Genomic DNA, 19,995 nt, shown 5'->3' on the forward strand with positions numbered 1-19,995 from the left:
GCAGGTCGACAAGGGTGAACCGATCAACGGAGATCGGTGGAGACCGCGCCCGAACGACGAGGAGACTCCGAGTGGCGAAGCGAACTGCGTCCGAGCCGACCGACGGCGCCGTCGGTCGCCGTCAACCCTGCCCGTGCGGTTCCGGAAAGCGGTACAAGGCGTGCCACGGCAAGTCGGGCGGCGCGGCGGACGTCATGGTCACTCGACCGTTCGAGGGCCTCGCGGCCGAGTGCGAACTCGTCGCCCTGCGCGAGTTCGTGCCGTCGGCGACCGCGACACTGCCGGTGCGCTCCGGCCACCCGGTCACCCTCGCGACGGTGCTGCCGATGGCCGCAGCCGCGCTCCGGCGCAGTGATGACGAGGCGTTCGTCGGACTCCAGGTGCAGACCAAGTCCGGTGACGTGAGCCGCGACCTCGCCCGCGCCGTCGAGTGGGTGCAGAACGCCGAGCCTGGCGAAGGGCTGCCTGCCGTCGGTCCGGAAACGGCCGAGGCGGGGGTCCCGACGCGGCTGCAGGATCTCGTCGAGGCGGACACCCCGCTCGACGTCCAGCTGCACGAGGACTTCTCGTGGTGGATGCCCGGCGACACCGAAGCCACGGGCGACGTCGCGATGTCCCTCGAACGCGCGAATGCCGCGATCCACCCCACGGACCGCCTCCGCGGCGTGGGTTCGGCCTACTGGGTCGACGCGGGCGAGAAGGCCCACGTGCGCTGGGTGCGGCCGGAGCCCGAGGAGAAGCTGCTGGCCGCTCTCGCCCGGCTGTCGGTCCGCGGTGAGCTCGCCCTCGACGAGGACAGCCGCTACGCGGGTTCGTTCCGCGCGCACGGCCTGCTCGTGCCGGTCTGGGACGTCGACCGCGACAAGCACGCCCGGGAGTACGACGGCCCGGTCGCGGCGATGGGTGAACGGCTCGCCGGGGCGCTGACCTCCCTCGACGACGAGCAGCTCGACGCGGCCGAACGCCGCGCGCGCGAAGGCCTGCGAGGACGTCAAATCACCGTTCGCTGATGCCGGGTAGCCCTTCGGGTGGCAGGCTGGGAGTGCGTTTCGTTCTGGGGGAACCTCACCGGCTACTAGTCCGAAGGGGTGACGATCACGGGGGCTGGGCAACCGTCTGGGCCGGGTAGGCGTGTCTTTCCACGTCGGCGTACCGACGTGGAAGGGAGACCTGGCGTGACCGCGCACCTGCCCGTGATCCCGGCCGCGCGTTCGGCGACGGTCGGGTGGTCGGGGGCGGCGCACCAGGACACCATGTCGACCGAAGACGATTTCGCCGAGTTCGTCCGGGTCGCGTTGCCGGGGTTGCTGCGCTACGGGCACGCGCTGACCGGGAACCCGCACGACGCCGCCGACTTGGTGCAAACGGTGCTGGAGAAGGTCGGGTCCCGCTGGTCGAAGATCAACTCGAAATGCGACGACCCGCGTGCCTACATCCGCAAGGCGATGGCGAACACGCACATCAGCCGCTGGCGGCGGACACGGCGGGAGACGCTCATCGCCGACTTCCCCGACGTTCCCGCCCAGCAGCGACACGACCGGCTCGAGGACGAACCGGTGTGGCAGGCGTTGCGCGATCTGCCGCCGAGGCAACGCGCGGTAGTCGTGCTGCGTTACTACGAGGGACTGTCCGAAGCCGAGATCGCCGACACGCTCGGCGTGAGCTGCGGAACCGTCAAGAGTCAGAGCAGCAAGGCGCTGGCGTCCTTGCGTCAACGGCTCGGCCCGTTGGCGGAGGGAGGTGACGTGTGATGGGACTCGACGACGAACTGCGGCGCGTGCTCGGCAACGACGAGTTGGACGTCCCGGTGCGGACCGGCGCAGAGTGGTCACTGGTCACCGGAGCGCGTCGCCGCCGTCACCGGCGCACGACGATGGCGGTCGGTGGGGCACTCGGGATGACCTTGCTCGCCGGTGGTGGTCTCGCGTACGTCAACGAGCGCACCGACGAGCCGGCGGGACCGCCTCCCGTGCCGCCGCCGGTGTCACGGTCGGTCGACCCGCCGGTCGGTCCGCCGCCGCCCCAGCCCCCGGCGGTGAACCCGGGCGAACCGGGGCAGCCGCCGTCAGAAAGCGGGCAACAGCAGCCCGAGCCGCCCCAGCAGCAGGGCTCGACGACCTCGCGTCCGCCGACGGAGACGAGCGAGCGAGACCCGGGACCCGGGGCAGATCCTGCGCGACACCGAGGACCCGCAGGAATCGGAGTCGCCGGGCGATCCGGGAGAGTCGAGCCCGCAGGAGCCGTCCCCGAGCGACGACTACCCCTCCGAGGGCTTCGGGCCGCCGGGCGACTCGACCGGGCAGGACTCCGGTGGACGCGAGACGGTCGACCGGCATTCCCGCCCGGGCACGGACGATCCGACCGGACAGGACACCGACCGCCGCGAGTCGGCCCGTCAGAACCCCAGCACCGGAAGCGAGACCGGCGGTCAGGAGTCGGGCAGTCAGGAGTCGGGCAGCCAGGAGTCGGGCAGCCCGGACACCACCGGCTGACCGCGGAGGCCGGCGCGGGCCGTGGCGAGGTTGCGCGGATCGACGGCTGCGGGGACAGCGTCGACGTGATGTCAGGCGCGACTTGATGTCGGCGATCCCCACAGCGAGCCGCGAGGGGAGTTCCGCCACGGAACCACCCACGCGCACCTTCTACGTCGTCACAGGCCGCCGCCGGCCGCCGGGGGTGCCGTCGGGTCGGTGCCCGGGTCGCCGACCTGTTCGCGGGCGAGGTAACCCTCCACGTCGAACAGGTTGCCGCTGGCGCGGTCGACGACGGTCAGCAGCGTCGACATCTGGGAGACCTCTTCGACCTGTTCCTTGAGGAACCACTGCATGAACTGCTCGCCCACGTAGTCGTCCTCGGCGCGGGCGGCCTTGGCGAGCGCGACGATCTCGTCGGTGACTTCCCGCTCCTGCTCCAGGGCGAGGGCGATGAGCTCACGGGTCTCGGCGAAGTCGTTCCGGACATCGTCCACGCCCGGAATGGTGACCTTGACGTCGTTGTCCATCAGGTACTGCACGATCATCATCGCGTGGTTGCGCTCTTCGACCGCTTGCTTGTAGAAGTGGCGCGCGAGCTGCGGCAGGTCTTCGTCGTCGAACCAAACGGCGACCGCGATGTACTGCTGGGAGGCGTTGAACTCGTTGCGCACCTGCTCCTGGAGGAGCTGGTGGAACGTCGATTCCTTCGGCTGAATTTTCTTCTTGCTGAGAGCCATACCCACAAGATACGCGAAAATTGTCGCCCGCGTATTATGAGGGTTCCCTAAAATATGTTCGCCTCACCTGGGCGAGGCAATGCTCACCCTTCTTTTGGTAAGGCAAACCTCAGCTCTCGGACCTTCTTTTCAGGTGGCATGTGCGCAGGTGAGCGCCGTCACGTCGCGCCGCAGCACAGTTTCGGTTCCGGGCGACGCGCACAATTTTCACGACTCGGCCGAAAGCCTGTGATCACAGTCGGTCGTAGTGCCGCCGAACGAGATGAAACGACTCCTCCCGGCTCAGTGCGGCCGCAGTGGCGGCTTCGTGTGCGCGCGCGTGTTCGCGAACCTTCTCCGGATCCGAGATCAGCTGGGACGCGGTGACCGACTCGTGCCACAACAACGTCGGCAGCCGTTGTGACCCGAACCGCATGAGGTGGAACGTCGCCCCGCCCATCGCCGGATGCCCCGGCACGTCGAACGGCACGATGCGGACGTCGAGCGTGTCCGCGTGCCGGTGCGTCACATCGAGCAGGTGGCGGAGTTGTCCAGCCAGCACCTCGTGGCCGCCGACGCACTGGCGCACGGCCGCCTCGCTCATCACGACGCGCAGCCGCAGCGGCACGTCGTCGGTGAGCCGGTGCTGTCGCCGCATCCGGCAGCGCACCCGCCGGTCCAGTTCGGGCTCCCGGCGGGTGGCGTCGGCCGCGCCGAGGACCGCGCGGGCATAGTCCTCGGTCTGCAGCAGGGAGTTCACGACTCCGCCGTCGTAGGCCCACACGCTCGTGGCGCCGTGTTCGTAGCCGAAGAACTTGAGCAGGTCGTCGTCGAAGACCGTCGAGTAGTCCGCCCACCAGCCCCGCGAGCTCGCTTCCAGTCGCAGTTCGCGCAGTTCCGGGAGTTCGGTGTCGCCGAACCCGTAGTGCTCGAGCAGCGTTTCGAGCCGCTGTTCGCTGATCCGCTTCTTGCCGGTCTCGACGTCGGAGAGGTAGGCGGCGGTCACGCCCGTGAGCCGGGCTGCGGCAGGCCCGGTCAGGCCGCGTTCGCGGCGCCGTTCCCGAAGTCGTCTGCCCAGTGCCCAGCTCGCGACGGTGGGCGACGGCGGCATCGCGAACTCCTCACTGGCCCGGGTGATCAACTTCGCTGCATGGGGTGAAGCGACTCGTTGCCCTCGCGAGGCCTCGCTACGGTGATCTCAGAGTGACCGTAGCAATACGTACCGTGGTGCCCGTCTGGGGTGGCTCGATGTCCGGGTCGTCCCGGTTCCCTCGGAGCGGAACCGGCCGTGGCCTCACACCCACTGGGAGGACGAGATCGTGATCATCGACATGCTGGCCGCCGTGCTCACGAGTCCGCTGCTGTTCGGGGTCGCCCTGACCTCGGCGGGAGCCGGTGTGCTGGCCCTGTTGCCGTTGCGCGACGGCACGGGCCTGCACACCGGTTCGGCCGTCGGCGCCATCCCGGCGCTGCGGCTGATCCGGCTGGTGAAGCGCCGGGAACGACACCGCGAGAGCGCACGTCGCCAGGTCGAGTTCGCCCGGTGGAACCGGAAGCGGCACCCCGGCGTGTTCCACCGGGACGTCGTGCTGCCGCACCGCTTCGGCGAGATCGAACTGGGCACGTGGTTCGCGCACGCCCGATGCGGCGCCCCGGCGACCTGGTCGCGTGGATAGATCCGGCACCAGCCGAGAGGTGCGGTTCCGCCTCTGCCCAGGCCGGCCAGAGAACTCCGTTCAGCTTGAGCTGTCGTCGTGTCTTGTCAGCGGCGAAGCCGCTGAGCGGTCACCCCGTACGCAGCCGGACCTCCGCTACGGAACCACCTACACAAACCTTCAGCAAAAACCCAAAAAACTACAGCGCCGCACGGCTGATGGGGCAGGACATACAGCGGGGCCCGCCGCGACCGGTGCCGAGCTCGGATCCGCTGATCCGCAGCACCTCGATGCCTGCTTCCTCCAGCCGCGCGTTCGTCTCGGCGTTGCGTTCGTAGGCGACGACGACACCGGGGGCGACGGCGAAGGTGTTGTTGCCGTCCTCCCACTGTTCGCGTTCGGCCGTGACCGGGTCCAGTCCGGTGTCGATGACGCGCATCCGCTCGATCCCCATCGCCCGGGCGGTGGCCTCGAGGAACGGCTCCGGTCCGGACACCTCCAGGTCCTTGTCGACCGGGCGCATCGAGTATGCGGTGAGCGAGTCCTGGATCGCCGGGTACATCACGACGGCGTCGCGGTCGACCATCGTGCACACGGTGTCGAGGTGCATCGAGGCGCGAGTCTGAGTGATCGGGACGGCCAGCACGGTGTGCGCGAGTCCGTCGGCGAACACCGAGCGCGCGAAGGATTCCGCCCCTGCGGGTGTCGTGCGCTCTCCCACGCCGACGGCGAGGACGCCCGGCGCGAGGACGAGCACGTCGCCGCCCTCCACGGGTGCCGAGTGCGCCCCGTACGCGCGCGGGGAGTGGGCGAAACGGGGGTGGTAGGCGTAGACGAGGTCGGTCAGCGCGGACTCCCGCCGCCGGGCGGGCAGCAGCAGTGAGGCGATCGCGACCCGGTCGCCGACCCAGACCGACGAGTCGCGGGTGAACAGTAGGTTCGGCAGCGGATCGATGGCGAAGTCGTGCGCGTGGTGCATCCGCCGGACCAGGGAGTGGCCTTCCGAGGCGGGCAGTTCCTCGAACGTCATGCCCGCGACGAGTACTTCGGCGAGTGTCTCGGGCGGCACCGACGTGAGGTGCGACCGGAGCGTGTCGGCGACTTCGGTGCCGAGCCGGCGCTCGTCGACGCCGGAGTGCAGTGCCGACGCCTGGGCCCGGGTGTCGCTCAGCGTCTCGGTGAGCAGGTCGCGCAGCAGCAGCACCCCGACGCCGCGTGCACGCAGGGTCTCGGCGAACGCGTCGTGCTCGTCCTGTGCGCGGTCGACCCAGGGGATCGCGTCGAACAGGAGCTGGTCGTTGTTGCGGGGGGTGAGGCGCTTGAGTTCGTTGCCCGGGCGGTGCAGCAGCACCGTTTCGAGCGGATCGACCTCGCTCTGCACGTTCGGAGTACTCACGCGGCGAAGCGTAATCGCCACGACCGGAAAGTAGGGTGTCCGCGACTAAAAACGACGGATCATTTCGCGAATCGCCCCCTTGGTCGGCTATTCGTTGTGCGCCGTGGTCGGGTCGGTTCGCCGGCTCACGGTAGCCACGACAGGTGGTCGCGCAGCAGGGCGTAGCCGACGAAGGCGACGACGTCGATGAGCGCGTGCCCGACGATCAGCGGCCAGAGCCGGTTGGTGCGTTGCCAGATCCGGCCGTACACCAGTCCCATGACGATGTTGCCGACGAACCCGCCGACGCCCTGGTAGAGGTGGTAGCTACCGCGGATCACCGCCGCGACCCACAGGGACGCGTTCTCCGACCACCCGAGTTGCCGCAGCCGCGTCAGCAGGTAGCCGATCATGAGGACTTCTTCGGCGAAGGAGTTTCCGAACGCGGAGAGGATCAGCACCGGGCCGCGCCACCATGCCTCGTCCAATGTGGATGGCTGCACGGTGAGGGCGAACCCGAGTGCGTGCGCGGTGAGGTACAGGCCGAGCCCCGGAATCCCGATGAGCGCGGCCAGCCCGGCGCCGGCGAGCACGTCCCGGCCCGGCCGGGTCCGGTCCAGGCCGACGCGCCACAGTGCGATTCCGCCGCGCCAGAGCAGGAAGACGCCGAGGGCGCCCCAGGCGACGAGGCGCAGTGCCTGGGTGACTTGCAGCGCGAAGTCGATCAGCCCCAGCTGGGCCTGCGAATCGTTGAGCCCGACGTTCTGGTCGGCGAGGGCCTGCGGCTTGAGCAGCGAGTCGACGAGCGAGAGCAGGCTGCCCACGGCGGAGAGGCCGAGCGTCACGGCGAAGACGACGACCAGTTCGATGGTGAGTGCGCGGCGTTCGGCGGGGTCGCGGACGACGCTCGGCTCGTCGGGTCGGGGCGGTGCCCACCAGTCGCGCAAGATGCTCACACCGGAACGGTAGAGGCTCGACGCCCTCGTCCGGTGCGGGGTCGGTCAGACCTGCTGGGGTTGCGGCACCGGACGGATGTGGCCGTTGCGGTAGCGCAGCGCCCTCGTCCCGGAGCCGAGAAGCAGGGCGTCGCTCACGTCGCGGCACTGGGCCGCCTTCCACAGCAGTGCGTGCGCGGCCACCCACGCGCCTGCGGGCCTCGCGGCGGAAACGTCGACCAACCGCACGAACATCCGGTACCGCGAGAGCACGGGCCCGAACCAGGCGCCGTGGCCGCACCGGTCGACGAGCTCGACGAACACCGTCTCGCGCAACCCGACCGCGGTGTGCGGGCCGACCGGCCCGTCCAGGACGTCGAACGGCCGTGTGGACGCCAGCTCGGCGAGCACGGTGTGCGCGCTCACCGGACCACGCAGGAACACCCGGAACTCGCTCACTGGTCCTCCCTCGCGGCTTCCGACGACCTGTCCGTGCGTTCCGACGCATCCGGTCGCCGCGCCGTTCCGAGCGAACCGACGCTTCCGGGGATGTCTTTCAGAAGGTGTTGCTCGGTGGGTCGAGTGGCCCTCCTCGCTGCGGGATCGGTATCTCGAGTGGCCTACCGACGCAGCGAAACTGCCCTCCTCGCGAGGCGGGCGCTGAGACCCCGGCGGTCGCCGGCACGACGCGACGACAGCTCACTCTGCAAGGGCCCCTAACGGCGGTGGGCGGTGAGGAAGGGACAGCCGACGAGGCGGCGGAGTTCGACGCCCAGGGACTCCGGTGTGGTGGCGGGGCGGGCGAACGCCAGCCGCACGTCGTGATCGCCGGAGGAGCCCTCGACGCGGAGCCGGATCCCGCAGCGATCCAGCCCGAGTGGCCGGATGTGTCCGCCGCGCAGCTCGTCGGGCAGGTGGCGGACGAGCAGGCCGACGACGTCCCGGTGCGAGAGTTCGAGGTGTCGCAGCCACGCGTCCTCGTGCCGGTGGAACGGGTCCGGGCTGGCGGCGGCGAAGTCGTCGGGCGTCACCGAGCAGCTTCCTTCACCGTCGGCGACGACCAGCGAGGCGGTCCGCGTCCGCAGCACGCTCGCGCCGTGGCCGACGTCGAGCAGGCGTGGGTCGGGGCGTTCGTCGGAGAGCGCGAGCGCCGCCTCTCGTGCTTCGTCGCGATCGAGCACGCGAATCCAGCCGGTGAGCCAGAGCAGCCCGCGGACGGGTTCGCGCAGTCGTACCGGCGTCGGGTCCGCGACCTCGAGCACGCCGCCGAGCTCGCCGTGCGGGGCCTGCCAGGCGGCGGCGACGAGCGGGTGTTCGTCGGCGAGCAGCAGCGTGGCGTGGCCGTCGGCGTGGACGTGGTGCAGCAGCGGGGTCACGCGCGCTGAGGTGTCGCTCGTCGGCATCAGTGCCGCACGGCCGCCGCGGACGGCGATGGTGCGGGCGCGTTCGGCGGGGCTCGGCGTGGCCGGTCGCCGGATCGTCGCGTCGCCCACTGCTCCGCCTCCCTGTCGCGCGAGTACTTAGGGGAGCCTAACCCGCACTGCTCGATCAGGAAAGTGATCGCGCGCGAGACCGCCCGATTAGTCGTCGACGACCGGGTGGCCGGGGGCGGCCACAAGCCCGCCCCCGGCCGGGAGTCACGCCTCGGGGCCGCGGCCGGACCAGCTCCACGCGTACGCGGGGTCCTCGCAGGCCTCGGCGGCCTCGCCGAGATGCAGCGGCCGGAACGTGTCGATCATGACCGCGGTCTCGTCGAACCGTTCCGCGCCGAGCGACGCCTCGACCGCCCCGGGTTGCGGGCCGTGCGTACAGCCGGAGGGATGCAGGGACAGCGAGCCGAGGCCGATGCCGGAGCCCTTGCGGGCCTCGTAGTCGCCGCCGACGTAGAACATCAGCTCGTCGGAGTCGACGTTGGCGTGGTTGTAGGGCACCGGGACCGACAGCGGGTGGTAGTCGACCTTGCGGGGGCAGAACGAGCACACCACGAAGTTCGGGCCCTCGAAGGTCTGGTGCACCGGTGGCGGCTGGTGCACGCGGCCGGTGATCGGTTCGAAGTCGCGGATGTTGAACACCCAGGGGTAGAGGCAGCCGTCCCAGCCGACGACGTCGAACGGATGGTGCGCGTAGGTCATGCGGGTCATGCCTTCGCGGTGGCGCACGTACACGTCGACGTCGGTGCCGTCGAGCAGCAGCGGCTGCTCGGGGACGCGGAGGTCGCGTTCGCAGTACGGCGAGTGCTCGAGGAACTGTCCCTTGGCGCTGAGGTAGCGCTTGGGCGGCCCGATGTGCCCGGTGGCCTCGACGACGAGCATCCGCAGCTGTTCGTCGCCGGTGGGCACCACGCGGTAGGTGCATGAGGTCGGCAGGACGACGTAGTCGCCCTCGGCGACGTCGAGCGCTCCGTAGATGGTCTCGACGGTGGCGGTGCCGGTCTGGATGTAGAGCAGCTCGTCCCCGGCGGCGTTGCGGTAGAGCGGGCTGGTGGCGTTGGGGGCGCTGAACCGGATCGAGACGTCGTTGTTGGTGAACAGCAGGCGCCGGTGCCGGACGGCGTCGATCTCGTCGCCGCTGAACTTGAGGTCCTGGGACCGGAAACTGCGGGGCTTGAGCGGCAGGTTGGCCGTCGAGCGCTCGGTGACGGCTCCGGTGCCGAAGGAGTCGGTGACGGTGACGGCGTTGGTGATCGCCGTGGGCAGGTGCCGGTGGTACAGCAGTGCGGAGTCGGAAGAGAAGCCTTCGACGCCCATGAGTTCTTCGGCGTAGAGGCTTCCGTCGGGCGCGCGGAACTGGGTGTGACGTTTGGGCGGGATCTCTCCGACCCGCTTGTAGAACGGCATGTGGGCTCCCCTGTCACCCGGTGAGGTGTCCGATAGTCGGTCACCTTTGTTCACTGGACGTTACGGCATTAGCGTGTCAGCCGTGTCAAGCGCTGTTGAGCTCCGCGCCCCTGGTCCGCGCGGCATTCCGCCTCTTTTTGCCCGGTTGATCGATGACGCCGCGCTGTTCCCGCCGGGGGACGCGAGCGTGCCGGAGGCCGTGGCCTCTCACCTCGAAGCGCGCGACGGTACGTTCGGCGGGCTGGTGGGCCCGATGCTGTGCAAGGCCTCCCGCCTCGCCGAGTTGATCACCGAGCTGGCGAAGAGCAAACCGGCGCGACCGGTCGAGTTGTCGCTGGTGTGCGACACCGGTCTCGGTGGTGTCCCGAAGGCGCTGTCGATCATCGAGGGGCGCACCGAACTGCTCGCGCTGCGCATGGTGGAGATGCCGGCGCCCTCCGACGTCGACGACGTGTGGCTGGAACGGGTCTCGGAGTTCGTGCCCGAGGACGTCGTCCGCGTCGTCGAGCCGCGCCGCGGCGAAGGATGGCTGGACGGCGTCAAGCGCGTCGCCGACTACGGCTGCTGGCCGAAACTGCGGTGCGGCGGACAGACGGCGGAGTCCTTCCCGACCGTCGACGTGGTCGCCGATTTCCTGGCGGTCGCCTCGACCCTCGAGGTCCCCTTCAAGACGACGACCGGCCTGCACCGTGCCGTGCGAGGCGCCGATCCGGAGACCGGTTTCGAGCAGCACGGATTCCTCAACCTGTTGGTGGCCACGGCGAAGTCGCTCACCGGAGGGGACGTGCGCGGCGCGCTGGCGAATACCGACGAGGCGGCACTGACCGAGCAGGCGGAAGGCCTGTCCCAGGACGCGGCGAACGCCGTGCGGGACGTGTTCTCCTCGTACGGTTCCTGTTCCCTGTCCACCCCTGTCGACGACCTCGAGGAGTTGGGATTGCTGTGACCTGGATCGACGATCCTGCATTCGGTCCGGACCGCCCGTTCGGGCCGCAGACGCTGCCGTACGGAGTGCTGGAGACCGACTCCGGCCCGGCGGTGTGCGTCCGTGTCGGTGACCACGCCCTGCCGCTCCGGGGCCTCGCGCCGGAACTCGGCGCCGAGCTCGCCGGAGTGGTCTCCGGCGGCTCGCTCGACCCGTTGCTCGCCGCCGGCAATACACAGTGGACGGCACTGCGAGCGCGGATCGCCGAGGTCGTGACCTCCGATCGGCGCCCGGACGGCGCGGAACTGCTGCCGGTCGACGAGCACCGGATGCTGCTGGGATTCACCGTCGCCGACTACGTCGACTTCTACTCGTCGCGGCACCACGCGGAGAACGTCGGCCGCATGTTCCGGCCCGACAGCGAGCCGCTGCTGCCGAACTGGACGCACTTGCCGGTGGGCTACCACGGCCGCGCGGGCACGGTGGTGGTCTCCGGAACCGACGTCGTGCGCCCGGACGGTCAGTCCCGTCCTCCGGGTGACGAGATGCCGTCGTTCGGACCGTCGAAGCGACTCGACATCGAGGCCGAGGTCGGTTTCGTGTGCGGCGGTGCGCCGACCTCCCGCGTGGGCACCGCCGAGATCGCCGACCACGTCTTCGGCGTCGCCCTGGTCAACGACTGGTCCGCGCGGGACATCCAGCCGTGGGAGTACCAGCCGCTGGGGCCGCACCTGGCCAAGTCGTTCGCGACCTCGATCGCCGGATGGATCACGCCGCTCGCGGCGTTCGTGGACGCTCGCGTCGAGCCGCCGAAGCCGGACCACGCGCTGCAGGACTACCTGGTGGAGAAGGAGCCGTGGGGCCTGGACCTGCACCTGGAGGTGCGGTGCAACGGAACCCCGGTCTCCCGGCCCGAGTTCCGGTACATGTCGTGGTCACCCGCGCAGCAGTTGGCGCACATGACCGTCAACGGCGCCACCGTCCGGCCCGGTGACCTGTTCGCCTCCGGCACCGTGTCCGGCCCGGACCAGGACCAGTACGGCAGCCTGCTCGAGCTGACCTGGGCGGGCAAGGAACCGCTCGTCCTCGACGGCGGCGAGCAGCGGACCTTCCTGGAGGACGGCGACACCGTGACCGTCGTCGGCCACGCCCCCGGCCCGGACGGCTCTGTCGTCGGTCTCGGTGCGGTGACCGGCACGATCGTGGCCGCTGAGCCCCGGTGACTCGGAGGTGAGCCGATGAGCAGGCGTCCCGTCGAACCGGCGCGTGCGCCGCGCAGGGCGAACAGCGCGCCCCAGGCCGGCGCGGGTTCGACGGCGCCGGCCAAAGAGAGCTCGCTGACGCTGGAGCGGGGTCTGAACCTGCTGCAGGCGGTCGCCGACGCCGAGTCCGAGGCGCCGACGATCAGCGAACTCGCCACGGCGATCGACGTGAGCCGTGCGGCGGTGTACCGGCTGATCGGCCCGTTGCAGGCGCGCGGGCTGATCCGCAGAGAGGGCTCCCGGGTCCGGTTGGGACTCGGGGTGCTCTGGCTCGCGGGCCGGGTGCTGCCGCAGTTGCGGTTCGCCGCGATGCCCACGTTGCGGGCGTTGGCGGAGCGCGCGGGCAACACCGTGCATCTGACCGTCGCCGACGGGCACGAGGCGCAGGCGGTCGCCGTGGTCGAACCGTCGTGGACGAGCTACCACGTCGCCTACCGCGTGGGTACCCGGCATTCCGTGGAGACCGGAGCCGCCGGACGGGCGATCGACCTGCCCGCCGAGGGGCCGCAGTGGACGGCCAGCGCCGGTGAGTTGCAGTCGGGCGCGTGCGGGATCGCCGCCCCCGTGCGCCGAGTACCCGGGTTGCGGGCGAGCGTGGGGATCGTGTCGTTGCAGCCGCTCTCGCAGGAGGAACTCGGCCCGCTCGTGGCCGAGGCGGCCGAAGCGGTCGCCGCCGCCCTACGCTGAGCGTTTCCCCGAACGACGGGGAAAACGGTCCGGAAACTCCACTGTGGATGACCGAATCGCACAGTGGATCCCACGCGCTGTGACTCTGGGCGAGCACTCCGCTGCGGTCCGTGACTTGGCTGGTCGCCGTGTTCGCGCTACCTTCTCGTGCACCTCGTCACAGTCCGGCGAGGACGGAACGCGGGTCGGGCGCCACCGGCGACCTGGCCCGCCGTCCAGGTGCCAGGGAGGGCTGTCATCGGCAGGTCCGACGACGTCGTGCCGCGGACCGGGGCCTGGATTCCCCGGCGCCGCGCGATCTACCTCGCTGCCGGCCTGATCCTGCTGCTCGTGGGCGGTGGGACGGCGGCGGTGGGCACGCTGTTGTTCTCCGGCCAGGCCCGCGCGGACCGGCCGATCGCCGACCTCGTGCCCGAAACTCCGCCGGACGTCCCAGGGCAATGGGGCACCCACTACGTCGACACCACCGCCCAGCGCAGCGAGTGGGGCTTGGAGGGCCAAGCCACGCGAACCTGGACACACCCCGAAGGCACCACCGTGCGGGTCACGGTCGGACGCTTCGGATCTCCGGTCTCGGCATCCCTGGCGTTCGCGCGCACCAACCCACGGCAGCGCACGGAGGAAGCTTCCGGGGAGAAGATCGGCGAGTACGACGCGATCTTCGACGAACGTCCGCAGCACCTCCCGACGAACCACGACGGGGTACAGCACTTCTGCGGACAACTGCTCGACAAGCCGGGAATCTGCGACACTCGCTGGCTGTTACTGCGTCACGGGCAGTACCTGGTCGAGATCGTCGTGGTGAACGGTGCGAGTCCGGACGGCAGCCTGCCGGTGTGGGTGCAGTCGCTCGCCGAGACGGTGCACCGCACGATCTGTGCTCGTGCGCCCCAGGTCGGCTGAACCGGGCACACCAGATGCCTGAACGAGCGCGCGGGTTGGTCGCGTGGGTGGTTGCGTGGCGGAACCTCACCTCGCGGCCGGCGCGTCTGCGTAGACGTCCGGGCACTCTCGGCGCACAGTGCCGACCAGCCCGTCAGAGTGCACTTGGGAGCCCTCACCGTGCCGAGGCTGATCACGTGTGATCGTGCCCTACGGGCACAAAAGCCAGTTCCGAAACCTCAGAGAGCTTCTGAGTCTCACCAGAGCGCGTCCGACGGGACCAAGGTCCCTTGTGGCCGGGACCCCTGACCGGGCGATCCGGGACGGCCGACTCTGCGTCGTGCCCGCGCGCGGGAGCAGGGTGGGGGGCGTGGATCCCCTCGACATCGCCCGGTGGCAGTTCGGTATCACCACCGTCTACCACTTCGTCATGGTCCCGCTGACGATCGGACTCGCCGTCCTCGTCGCCGGGATGCAGACGGCCTGGTACCGGACGGGCAACCGCCGCTACCTGAAGATGACCAAGTTCTGGGGCAAGTTGATGCTGGTCAACTTCGCGATGGGGGTGGTCACCGGCATCGTCCAGGAGTTCCAGTTCGGGATGTCCTGGAGTGCGTATTCGCGGTTCGTCGGGGACGTGTTCGGTGCGCCGCTGGCGATGGAGGGCATCGTCGCGTTCTTCGTCGAGTCCACGTTCCTCGGCCTGTGGATCTTCGGCTGGGACCGGCTGTCGAAGGGTGTCCATCTGGCGTGCGTGTGGGCGTTCTCGCTGGCGACCGTCGCGTCCGCCTACTTCATTCTCGCCGCGAACTCGTGGATGCAGCACCCGGTCGGCGTCGAGATGGTCGACGGCGTTCCCCGCCTGAACTCGATCTGGGCGGTGCTGGGCAACAACACCGCGCTGGCGGCGATCCCGCACACCGTCCTCGGGTGTTTCGCCGTCGCGGGCGCGTTCCTCGTCGGCGTCGCCGCGTGGAAGATCCACTCGCGACACCGCGCGGCCCCGGCTCTGACGGATCCGGCTGCCGACGAGGACACCCGCGAGGACCGCAAACTCTGGCACACCTCGATGCGGCTCGGCGCCTGGGTCGGCGTCGTCGCCTTCGCGGGACTGGCGATCACCGGCGACTTCCAGGCGAAGCTGATGTTCCAGCAGCAGCCGATGAAGATGGCCTCCGCGGAGGCGCTGTGCCACACCGAACAACCCGCGAGTTTCTCGGTGTTCGCGATCGGTGACGTCGCCCGGCCGGACTGCGAGAACGTCAAGAGCTTCACGGTTCCCTACGTGTTGTCCTACCTCGCCAACGGGGAACTCGACAGCGAAGTCAAGGGTGTCCAGGAGCTCATCCCGGAGTATCAGGAGCGGTTCGGAACGCACTACCCGGACGACCCGGCGCTGGGGAAGATGGCCGGGCAGCCCATCGAGTACGTGCCGAACCTGCCTGCCACCTACTGGGGTTTCCGGTTCATGATCGGCTTCGGCTCGGTGGCCGCCGCGGGCGCGGTCGCGGTGCTGTGGTTGACCAGGGGCGGGCGATTCCCCCGGTGGCGCGGGTGGCCGCTGCTGGCGGTCGCGAGCATCGCGACCCCGTTCCTGGGCAACATCGCGGGCTGGATCTTCACCGAACTCGGCAGGCAGCCGTTCGTCGTGGCACCGAATCCCGATCCGTCCGGTGTGGACGGTGTCTGGATGTTCACCGCCGCCGCCGTCTCGTCCGGTGTCTCCGGCGGCGAGATGCTGACCTCGCTGATCGGCCTGACGACCGTGTACGCCGTGCTGGCCGTGGTGGAGGTGTTCCTCATGGTGCGGTTCATCCGGGGCGGTGTGGAGTCCGTCATGCCGCCGGAGAAGGGGGAGGACGACGATGACGACGTCCTGTCGTTCGCGTACTGACCGAGGTGTCGCGGTCGTGGACGACGGACTGCGGGAGGAGAACTGATGGATCTGCCGACGGTGTGGTTCTGCGTGATCGCACTGCTGTGGCTCGGGTACCTGTTCCTGGAGGGCTTCGACTTCGGGGTCGGGATGCTGCTGCCGATCCTCGGGCGACGCGAGGAGGAGCGGCGTGTCCTGATCAACACGATCGGGCCGGTGTGGGACGGCAACGAGGTGTGGCTGATCGTCGCCGTCGGTGCCACGTTCGCCGCTTTCCCGCCCTGGTACGCGGGTCTGCTCAGCGCCGCATACCTGCCGTTGTTGTTGCTGCTGCTCGTGCTGATCGGTCGCGGGGTGGCCTTCGAGTATCGCGGGAAGGTCGACACGGCCCGGTGGCGCCGTGCGTGGGACATCGTGATCGTCCTCGCCTCGTGGCTCGCGCCGATGATGGTCGGGCTGGTGCTGACGGCGACCGTGTTCGGCCTGCCGATCGACGTCGACGGCAACCGCGTCGGCGGCCCGCTGGTGATCCTCACGCTGGTGAACGTGGTGGGAGCTCTGGCGTTCTGGGGATTCTCCCTGCTGCACGGTGCCCTGTTCCTGTCGCTGAAGACGGCCGGTGAGGTTCGGGAACGTGCGCGGCGGATCGGGTTGCAGTGGGGTCTGCCGCTGCTGCTGCCGACGGTGGCGCTGGTCCTGGCCGCACAGGTCGGGCAGGGGCACGCCTGGACGTGGATTCCCATCGCGGTGGCCGGGATCGTCTCCGTGCTCGCCTGGTGGTGTCTTCACCGGTGGCGTGAGGGGCAGGCGTTCGCGCTGCAGGGAATCGGACTCGCCGCCGTCGTCGTGGCGCTGTTCGGCACGCTGTGGCCGAACGTGCTGCCGTCCACATTGGACCCGACTTGGTCGCTGTCGATCGAGGGCGCCGCGTCGAGTCCGTACACGCTCGCCGTCATCACCTGGGTCGCCGCGTTCGGTACACCGGCCGTCATGGTCTACCAGGGCTGGACGTACTGGGTGTTCCGGAAGCGGATCGGCACCCACCACATCCCGGCGGTGCACGCGCCGTCGTGAACCCGCTCGGATCACTACCCCGGTTGTCGTCGTCGGCGCGACGCGCGCTGGCGGTGACCGGCGCGCTCGCGTGCGCGAACGCGGTCGCGCTCATCGTGCAGGCGTGGGCGCTCGCGAGTGCGCTCGCGGCTGTCGTCACGACGGGAACCGCTGCGGTGCAGCAAGAACTCGTGGTGCTCGCGGTCGCGATCCTGGCGCGCGCGGTGCTGGGGTGGGCCACCGAGTCGGTCTCCGCGCGCGCCGCCGCCGGTGCGAAGGAGGAACTGCGGGCCGCGCTGCTCGACGCCGCGTTGCAGCTCGGTCCGGAGTGGATCCAACGCCGTGGCGCCGCCGTGCTCACGTCGTTGGCCACCAAGGGACTCGACGCCCTCGACGCTTACTTCACGCGCTACCTGCCCGCGCTCGTGACGGCCGCGGTCGTGCCGCCGCTGATCGGGGCGTGGATCCTGTTCTCGGACCCGGTTTCGGCGGTCCTCGTGCTCGTCACGGTGCCGCTGATCCCGTTGTTCGCGTGGCTCGTGGGGCGCTACACCGAGCAGCGCACGGCGCGCGCCACGGACACGTTGCAACGGTTGTCCGGGCACCTGCACGAACTCGTGCGAGCGCTGCCGGTGCTGACCGCGTTCGGTCGCGCACGCGCGCAGGGCGAGACGGTGAGCAGGGTCAGCGACGCGCACCGGAAGGCGACCGTGTCGACGATGCGGATCGCGTTCCTGTCGGCGTTCGTGCTCGAACTGCTCGCCTCGTTGTCGGTCGCGCTGGTGGCCGTCGGCATCGGATTGCGCCTCGTGTCCGGCGAACTCGACCTCGCGACGGGGCTGCTGGTGCTCATCCTCGCGCCGGAGTGCTACATGCCGCTGCGCGCGGCCGGGGCGGCGCACCACGCGAGCGAGGACGGCGTGGAGGCGGTGCGCCGGGTCGACGAGGTGCTCGACCAGGTCGACGCGCGCGAGGCCGCGGACACCGTCCCCGTCCCGGAAAACTTCGTGCTGCGCGCGGAGGACGTCCGGGTCAGGAACGAGGCCGAGGCGACTCGGTTCGCCGCGCGGCCCGGAGAGATCGTGCGCCTGAACGGCGCGAGCGGCAGCGGAAAGTCGTCCACGTTCGCCGCCTTGCTCGGATTCGTCGAGCCGGCGGAAGGGCGATTCGTTCTCCACACATCGACAGGGAGCCATGTCGACATGGCGACAGTCGAGCGTGAGGACTGGCGTCGCACCGTCGCGTGGGTTCCACAACGTCCGGCGTTCACCGGCTCCACGGTCGCCGACGAGCTCGACGTCGCACTCGCCGATCAGCCCCAGGTCGAGGCCACCGCTCGCGAGCAGGTGTTGCGGGACGTCGGCGGGCAGCATCTGCGTGACCGGGCGATCGACTCGCTGTCCACAGGGGAGCGGCAGCGGGTCGCGGTCGCGAGGGCACTGCTTCGGTTGCACGGGCGAGCAGACGTCCTGCTCTGTGACGAACCCACCGCGCACCTCGACGGGTCGCACGCCGCGCTCGTCGACGCGGCGATCCGTCGCGCCGCCGAGCGCGGTGCGATCGTCGTCCTCGCCAGTCACCGCCCCGACATCGAACCCGCCGCCGCACCACCCGTGGCGTTGGGCGAGGCTCGGGACGAGGTGCAACCGCCGCACACCGCCGGACGGTTGCGAGACCTCGTCACCGGTCGCACCGTGCTCGGGATCGGTCTCGGCGCGCTGTCGCTGCTCGCGGGGGTGGCGCTCACGGCGACCGCCGCGTGGCTCATCGCCTACGCTTCCCAGCAACCGCCGGTCCTGGCGCTGTCGGTGGCCGCGGTGGGGGTCCGCACCTTCGCGATCTCACGGGCAGTCGTGCGCTACGTCGAACGCCTGGTGACGCACGACGCCGCGTTCCGGCATTCGGGCACTCTCCGCCGTCGGCTGTGGGACGCGCTCGTCGCGCTCGGGCCCGTGCGCACCTCCCGGCTGCACCGGGGTGACGGCGTCGCGCGGCTCGTCGACGACGTCGACACCGTGCGCGACCTCGTTCCTCGAGTGCTCGTGCCGCCCGCCGTCGCCGGAGTGGTCGCGGTGGCCGCCGTCGCGGTGCAGACCGTCGTGCTCCCGGAGGCCGGGATCGCGCTCGGCGTCTCGCTGGCGGTCGCGGCGGTCGCTGCTCCGGTGGCCGCGCTGGTCGCCGAACGTCGCGCCAGCGCCGCCGTCGCGGAAGGGCGTCGTGACGTCGCGACACGAGTCCTCGGGTTGCTCGACGGCGCCGCCGAGCTGGTCGCGTTCGGGGCCGACCGCGAACGACGCGCCGCCCTGGCGACCGCCGACGAGCGACTCGCCGCCCGCGCTCGCCGGGTCGCCACCGGGTCCGGCGTGGCGAGTGCGGTCGTGACCCTCGCGATCGGCGCGGCGATGATTGCCGGAGCGTGGTTCGCGGCGCAGGCGGTCGCCGCCGGACGACTCGCCCCGGAACTCGCGCCGCTGCTCGGTCTCGTGCCGCTGGCGGCTGCCGAGGCGATGGGGGCGCTCCCGCTCGCCGCGCAGCAGTGGAGCCCGCTGCGCACCGCGCACGCCCGCGTCGCCTCGTTACTGTCGGAACCGGCCCGCCCCACCGACGCGCCGCCCGTCGGGCCGGAACTGGCGCTCGACGGCGTGGACCTGCGTTGGCCGCAAGCTGCCGAGCCGACACTGCGCGAGGTGTCGTGCCGCATCCCGCAGGGGTCGCACGTCGCGATCGTCGGCCCCTCCGGCGGCGGCAAGTCCACGCTGCTGGCACACCTGCTCGGATTCCTCGAAGCCGACCGGGGACGCACCGAGATTCCGGGATTCGTGAGCTGGTGTCCGCAGGAGCCGCAGCTGGTGTCCACCACGATCCGGGAAAACCTGCGGCTGGCGGACCCGGGCGCCGACGACGAACGCTGCGCGGAAGCTCTCCGCACCGCCGGGCTTCCTGGCTTCGCCGACCGCCTCGACGACGTGCTCGGCGCCTCCGGCGCGACGGTCTCGGGCGGGGAGGCGCAGCGGATCGCGCTCGCCCGCGCGCTGTTGCCGGAGGCGCGGGTGCTCCTGCTGGACGAGCCGACCGCCCACCTCGACGTGCCGACCTCCGAAGCGTTGCTCGCGCGCCTGCGCCGCGACCTCGGCGACACCACCGTCCTGCACGTCACCCACCGCCCGAGCGAAGCCGCCGACGCCGACTGCGTCCTGCACGTCGGCGACGGCCGCGTCACCGGCGCACTCGACGGGCACCGAGTCGCGGGCGAGAGGGACGTCACCCGGGTCGACGGGCTCGGGGCCCGGTCGCGGTCGTCCGCGGAGCTATAGCCTC

Annotated in this window: 17 protein-coding genes; 10 read left to right on the forward strand and 7 right to left on the reverse strand. The window is 70.5% G+C overall.

Annotation, left to right across the window (positions count from 1 at the left end; all coding sequences use genetic code 11):
* Positions 1–71 precede the first annotated feature (71 nt).
* Positions 72–1,010, forward strand: a complete 939-nt coding sequence (locus GIY23_RS00510) for a DUF5926 family protein (RefSeq protein WP_154074864.1) — start codon at positions 72–74, stop codon at positions 1,008–1,010.
* Positions 1,011–1,175: 165 nt separating this feature from the next.
* Positions 1,176–1,751: a SigE family RNA polymerase sigma factor gene (locus GIY23_RS00515; protein WP_407646810.1), complete on the forward strand. Its 576-nt coding sequence runs from the start codon at positions 1,176–1,178 to the stop codon at positions 1,749–1,751.
* An 899-nt stretch (positions 1,752–2,650) separates the two neighbouring features.
* Here the strand turns inward: GIY23_RS00515 and GIY23_RS00520 are convergent.
* Positions 2,651–3,211 carry a ferritin gene (locus GIY23_RS00520; RefSeq protein ID WP_154074865.1) on the reverse strand — a complete coding sequence of 187 codons (561 nt, stop codon included), beginning with the start codon at positions 3,209–3,211 and terminating at the stop codon, positions 2,651–2,653.
* Between the two features lie 232 nt (positions 3,212–3,443).
* A complete protein-coding gene (locus GIY23_RS00525) occupies positions 3,444–4,301 on the reverse strand; it encodes a DUF5753 domain-containing protein (RefSeq protein ID WP_154074866.1) in 858 nt (285 codons plus the stop codon).
* Positions 4,302–4,509: 208 nt separating this feature from the next.
* Here GIY23_RS00525 and GIY23_RS00530 point away from each other — a divergent pair, with 208 nt between their 5' ends.
* Positions 4,510–4,866 carry a hypothetical protein gene (locus GIY23_RS00530; protein ID WP_154074867.1) on the forward strand — a complete coding sequence of 119 codons (357 nt, stop codon included), beginning with the start codon at positions 4,510–4,512 and terminating at the stop codon, positions 4,864–4,866.
* A 178-nt stretch (positions 4,867–5,044) separates the two neighbouring features.
* Here GIY23_RS00530 and GIY23_RS00535 read toward each other — a convergent pair whose 3' ends face one another.
* The 5 genes from GIY23_RS00535 to GIY23_RS00555 all read right to left on the reverse strand — a co-directional run bounded on the left by GIY23_RS00535 (position 5,045) and on the right by GIY23_RS00555 (position 9,992).
* Positions 5,045–6,226 carry an arginine deiminase gene (locus GIY23_RS00535; RefSeq protein ID WP_154078503.1) on the reverse strand — a complete coding sequence of 394 codons (1,182 nt, stop codon included), beginning with the start codon at positions 6,224–6,226 and terminating at the stop codon, positions 5,045–5,047.
* 140 nt (positions 6,227–6,366) lie between these two features.
* Positions 6,367–7,176, reverse strand: a complete 810-nt coding sequence (locus GIY23_RS00540) for a CPBP family intramembrane glutamic endopeptidase (protein WP_187351974.1) — start codon at positions 7,174–7,176, stop codon at positions 6,367–6,369.
* Positions 7,177–7,221: 45 nt separating this feature from the next.
* Positions 7,222–7,614, reverse strand: coding sequence for a hypothetical protein (locus tag GIY23_RS00545; protein ID WP_228717469.1), 393 nt, complete (start codon positions 7,612–7,614; stop codon positions 7,222–7,224).
* A 257-nt stretch (positions 7,615–7,871) separates the two neighbouring features.
* Positions 7,872–8,648: a DUF2470 domain-containing protein gene (locus GIY23_RS00550; RefSeq protein WP_154074868.1), complete on the reverse strand. Its 777-nt coding sequence runs from the start codon at positions 8,646–8,648 to the stop codon at positions 7,872–7,874.
* A gap of 144 nt (positions 8,649–8,792) precedes the next feature.
* Positions 8,793–9,992 carry a homogentisate 1,2-dioxygenase gene (locus GIY23_RS00555; RefSeq protein WP_154074869.1) on the reverse strand — a complete coding sequence of 400 codons (1,200 nt, stop codon included), beginning with the start codon at positions 9,990–9,992 and terminating at the stop codon, positions 8,793–8,795.
* 82 nt (positions 9,993–10,074) lie between these two features.
* On the opposite strand from GIY23_RS00555, the gene GIY23_RS00560 reads away from it, so the two are divergent.
* From GIY23_RS00560 to cydD, 7 genes are all read left to right on the forward strand, one after another.
* Positions 10,075–10,938, forward strand: a complete 864-nt coding sequence (locus GIY23_RS00560) for a hypothetical protein (protein WP_187351975.1) — start codon at positions 10,075–10,077, stop codon at positions 10,936–10,938.
* Complete coding sequence (gene fahA / locus GIY23_RS00565) at positions 10,935–12,140, forward strand: fumarylacetoacetase (RefSeq protein ID WP_154074870.1); 1,206 nt, start codon at positions 10,935–10,937, stop codon at positions 12,138–12,140. Before GIY23_RS00560 ends, fahA begins: the two co-directional genes overlap by 4 nt.
* A 15-nt stretch (positions 12,141–12,155) precedes the next feature.
* Complete coding sequence (locus GIY23_RS00570) at positions 12,156–12,866, forward strand: helix-turn-helix domain-containing protein (protein ID WP_154074871.1); 711 nt, start codon at positions 12,156–12,158, stop codon at positions 12,864–12,866.
* Positions 12,867–13,124: 258 nt separating this feature from the next.
* Complete coding sequence (locus GIY23_RS00575; protein WP_154074872.1) at positions 13,125–13,769, forward strand: hypothetical protein; 645 nt, start codon at positions 13,125–13,127, stop codon at positions 13,767–13,769.
* 349 nt (positions 13,770–14,118) lie between these two features.
* Positions 14,119–15,642, forward strand: a complete 1,524-nt coding sequence (locus tag GIY23_RS00580; RefSeq protein ID WP_154074873.1) for a cytochrome ubiquinol oxidase subunit I — start codon at positions 14,119–14,121, stop codon at positions 15,640–15,642.
* A 45-nt stretch (positions 15,643–15,687) separates the two neighbouring features.
* Positions 15,688–16,698: a cytochrome d ubiquinol oxidase subunit II gene (cydB, locus tag GIY23_RS00585; RefSeq protein WP_154074874.1), complete on the forward strand. Its 1,011-nt coding sequence runs from the start codon at positions 15,688–15,690 to the stop codon at positions 16,696–16,698.
* Positions 16,695–19,991 carry a thiol reductant ABC exporter subunit CydD gene (gene cydD / locus GIY23_RS00590; RefSeq protein WP_154074875.1) on the forward strand — a complete coding sequence of 1,099 codons (3,297 nt, stop codon included), beginning with the start codon at positions 16,695–16,697 and terminating at the stop codon, positions 19,989–19,991. Before cydB ends, cydD begins: the two co-directional genes overlap by 4 nt.
* Positions 19,992–19,995: the final 4 nt, after the last annotated feature.

The sequence above is a fragment of the Allosaccharopolyspora coralli genome, assembly GCF_009664835.1.
In the GTDB taxonomy this organism is placed as follows: Bacteria; Actinomycetota; Actinomycetes; order Mycobacteriales; family Pseudonocardiaceae; genus Allosaccharopolyspora; species Allosaccharopolyspora coralli.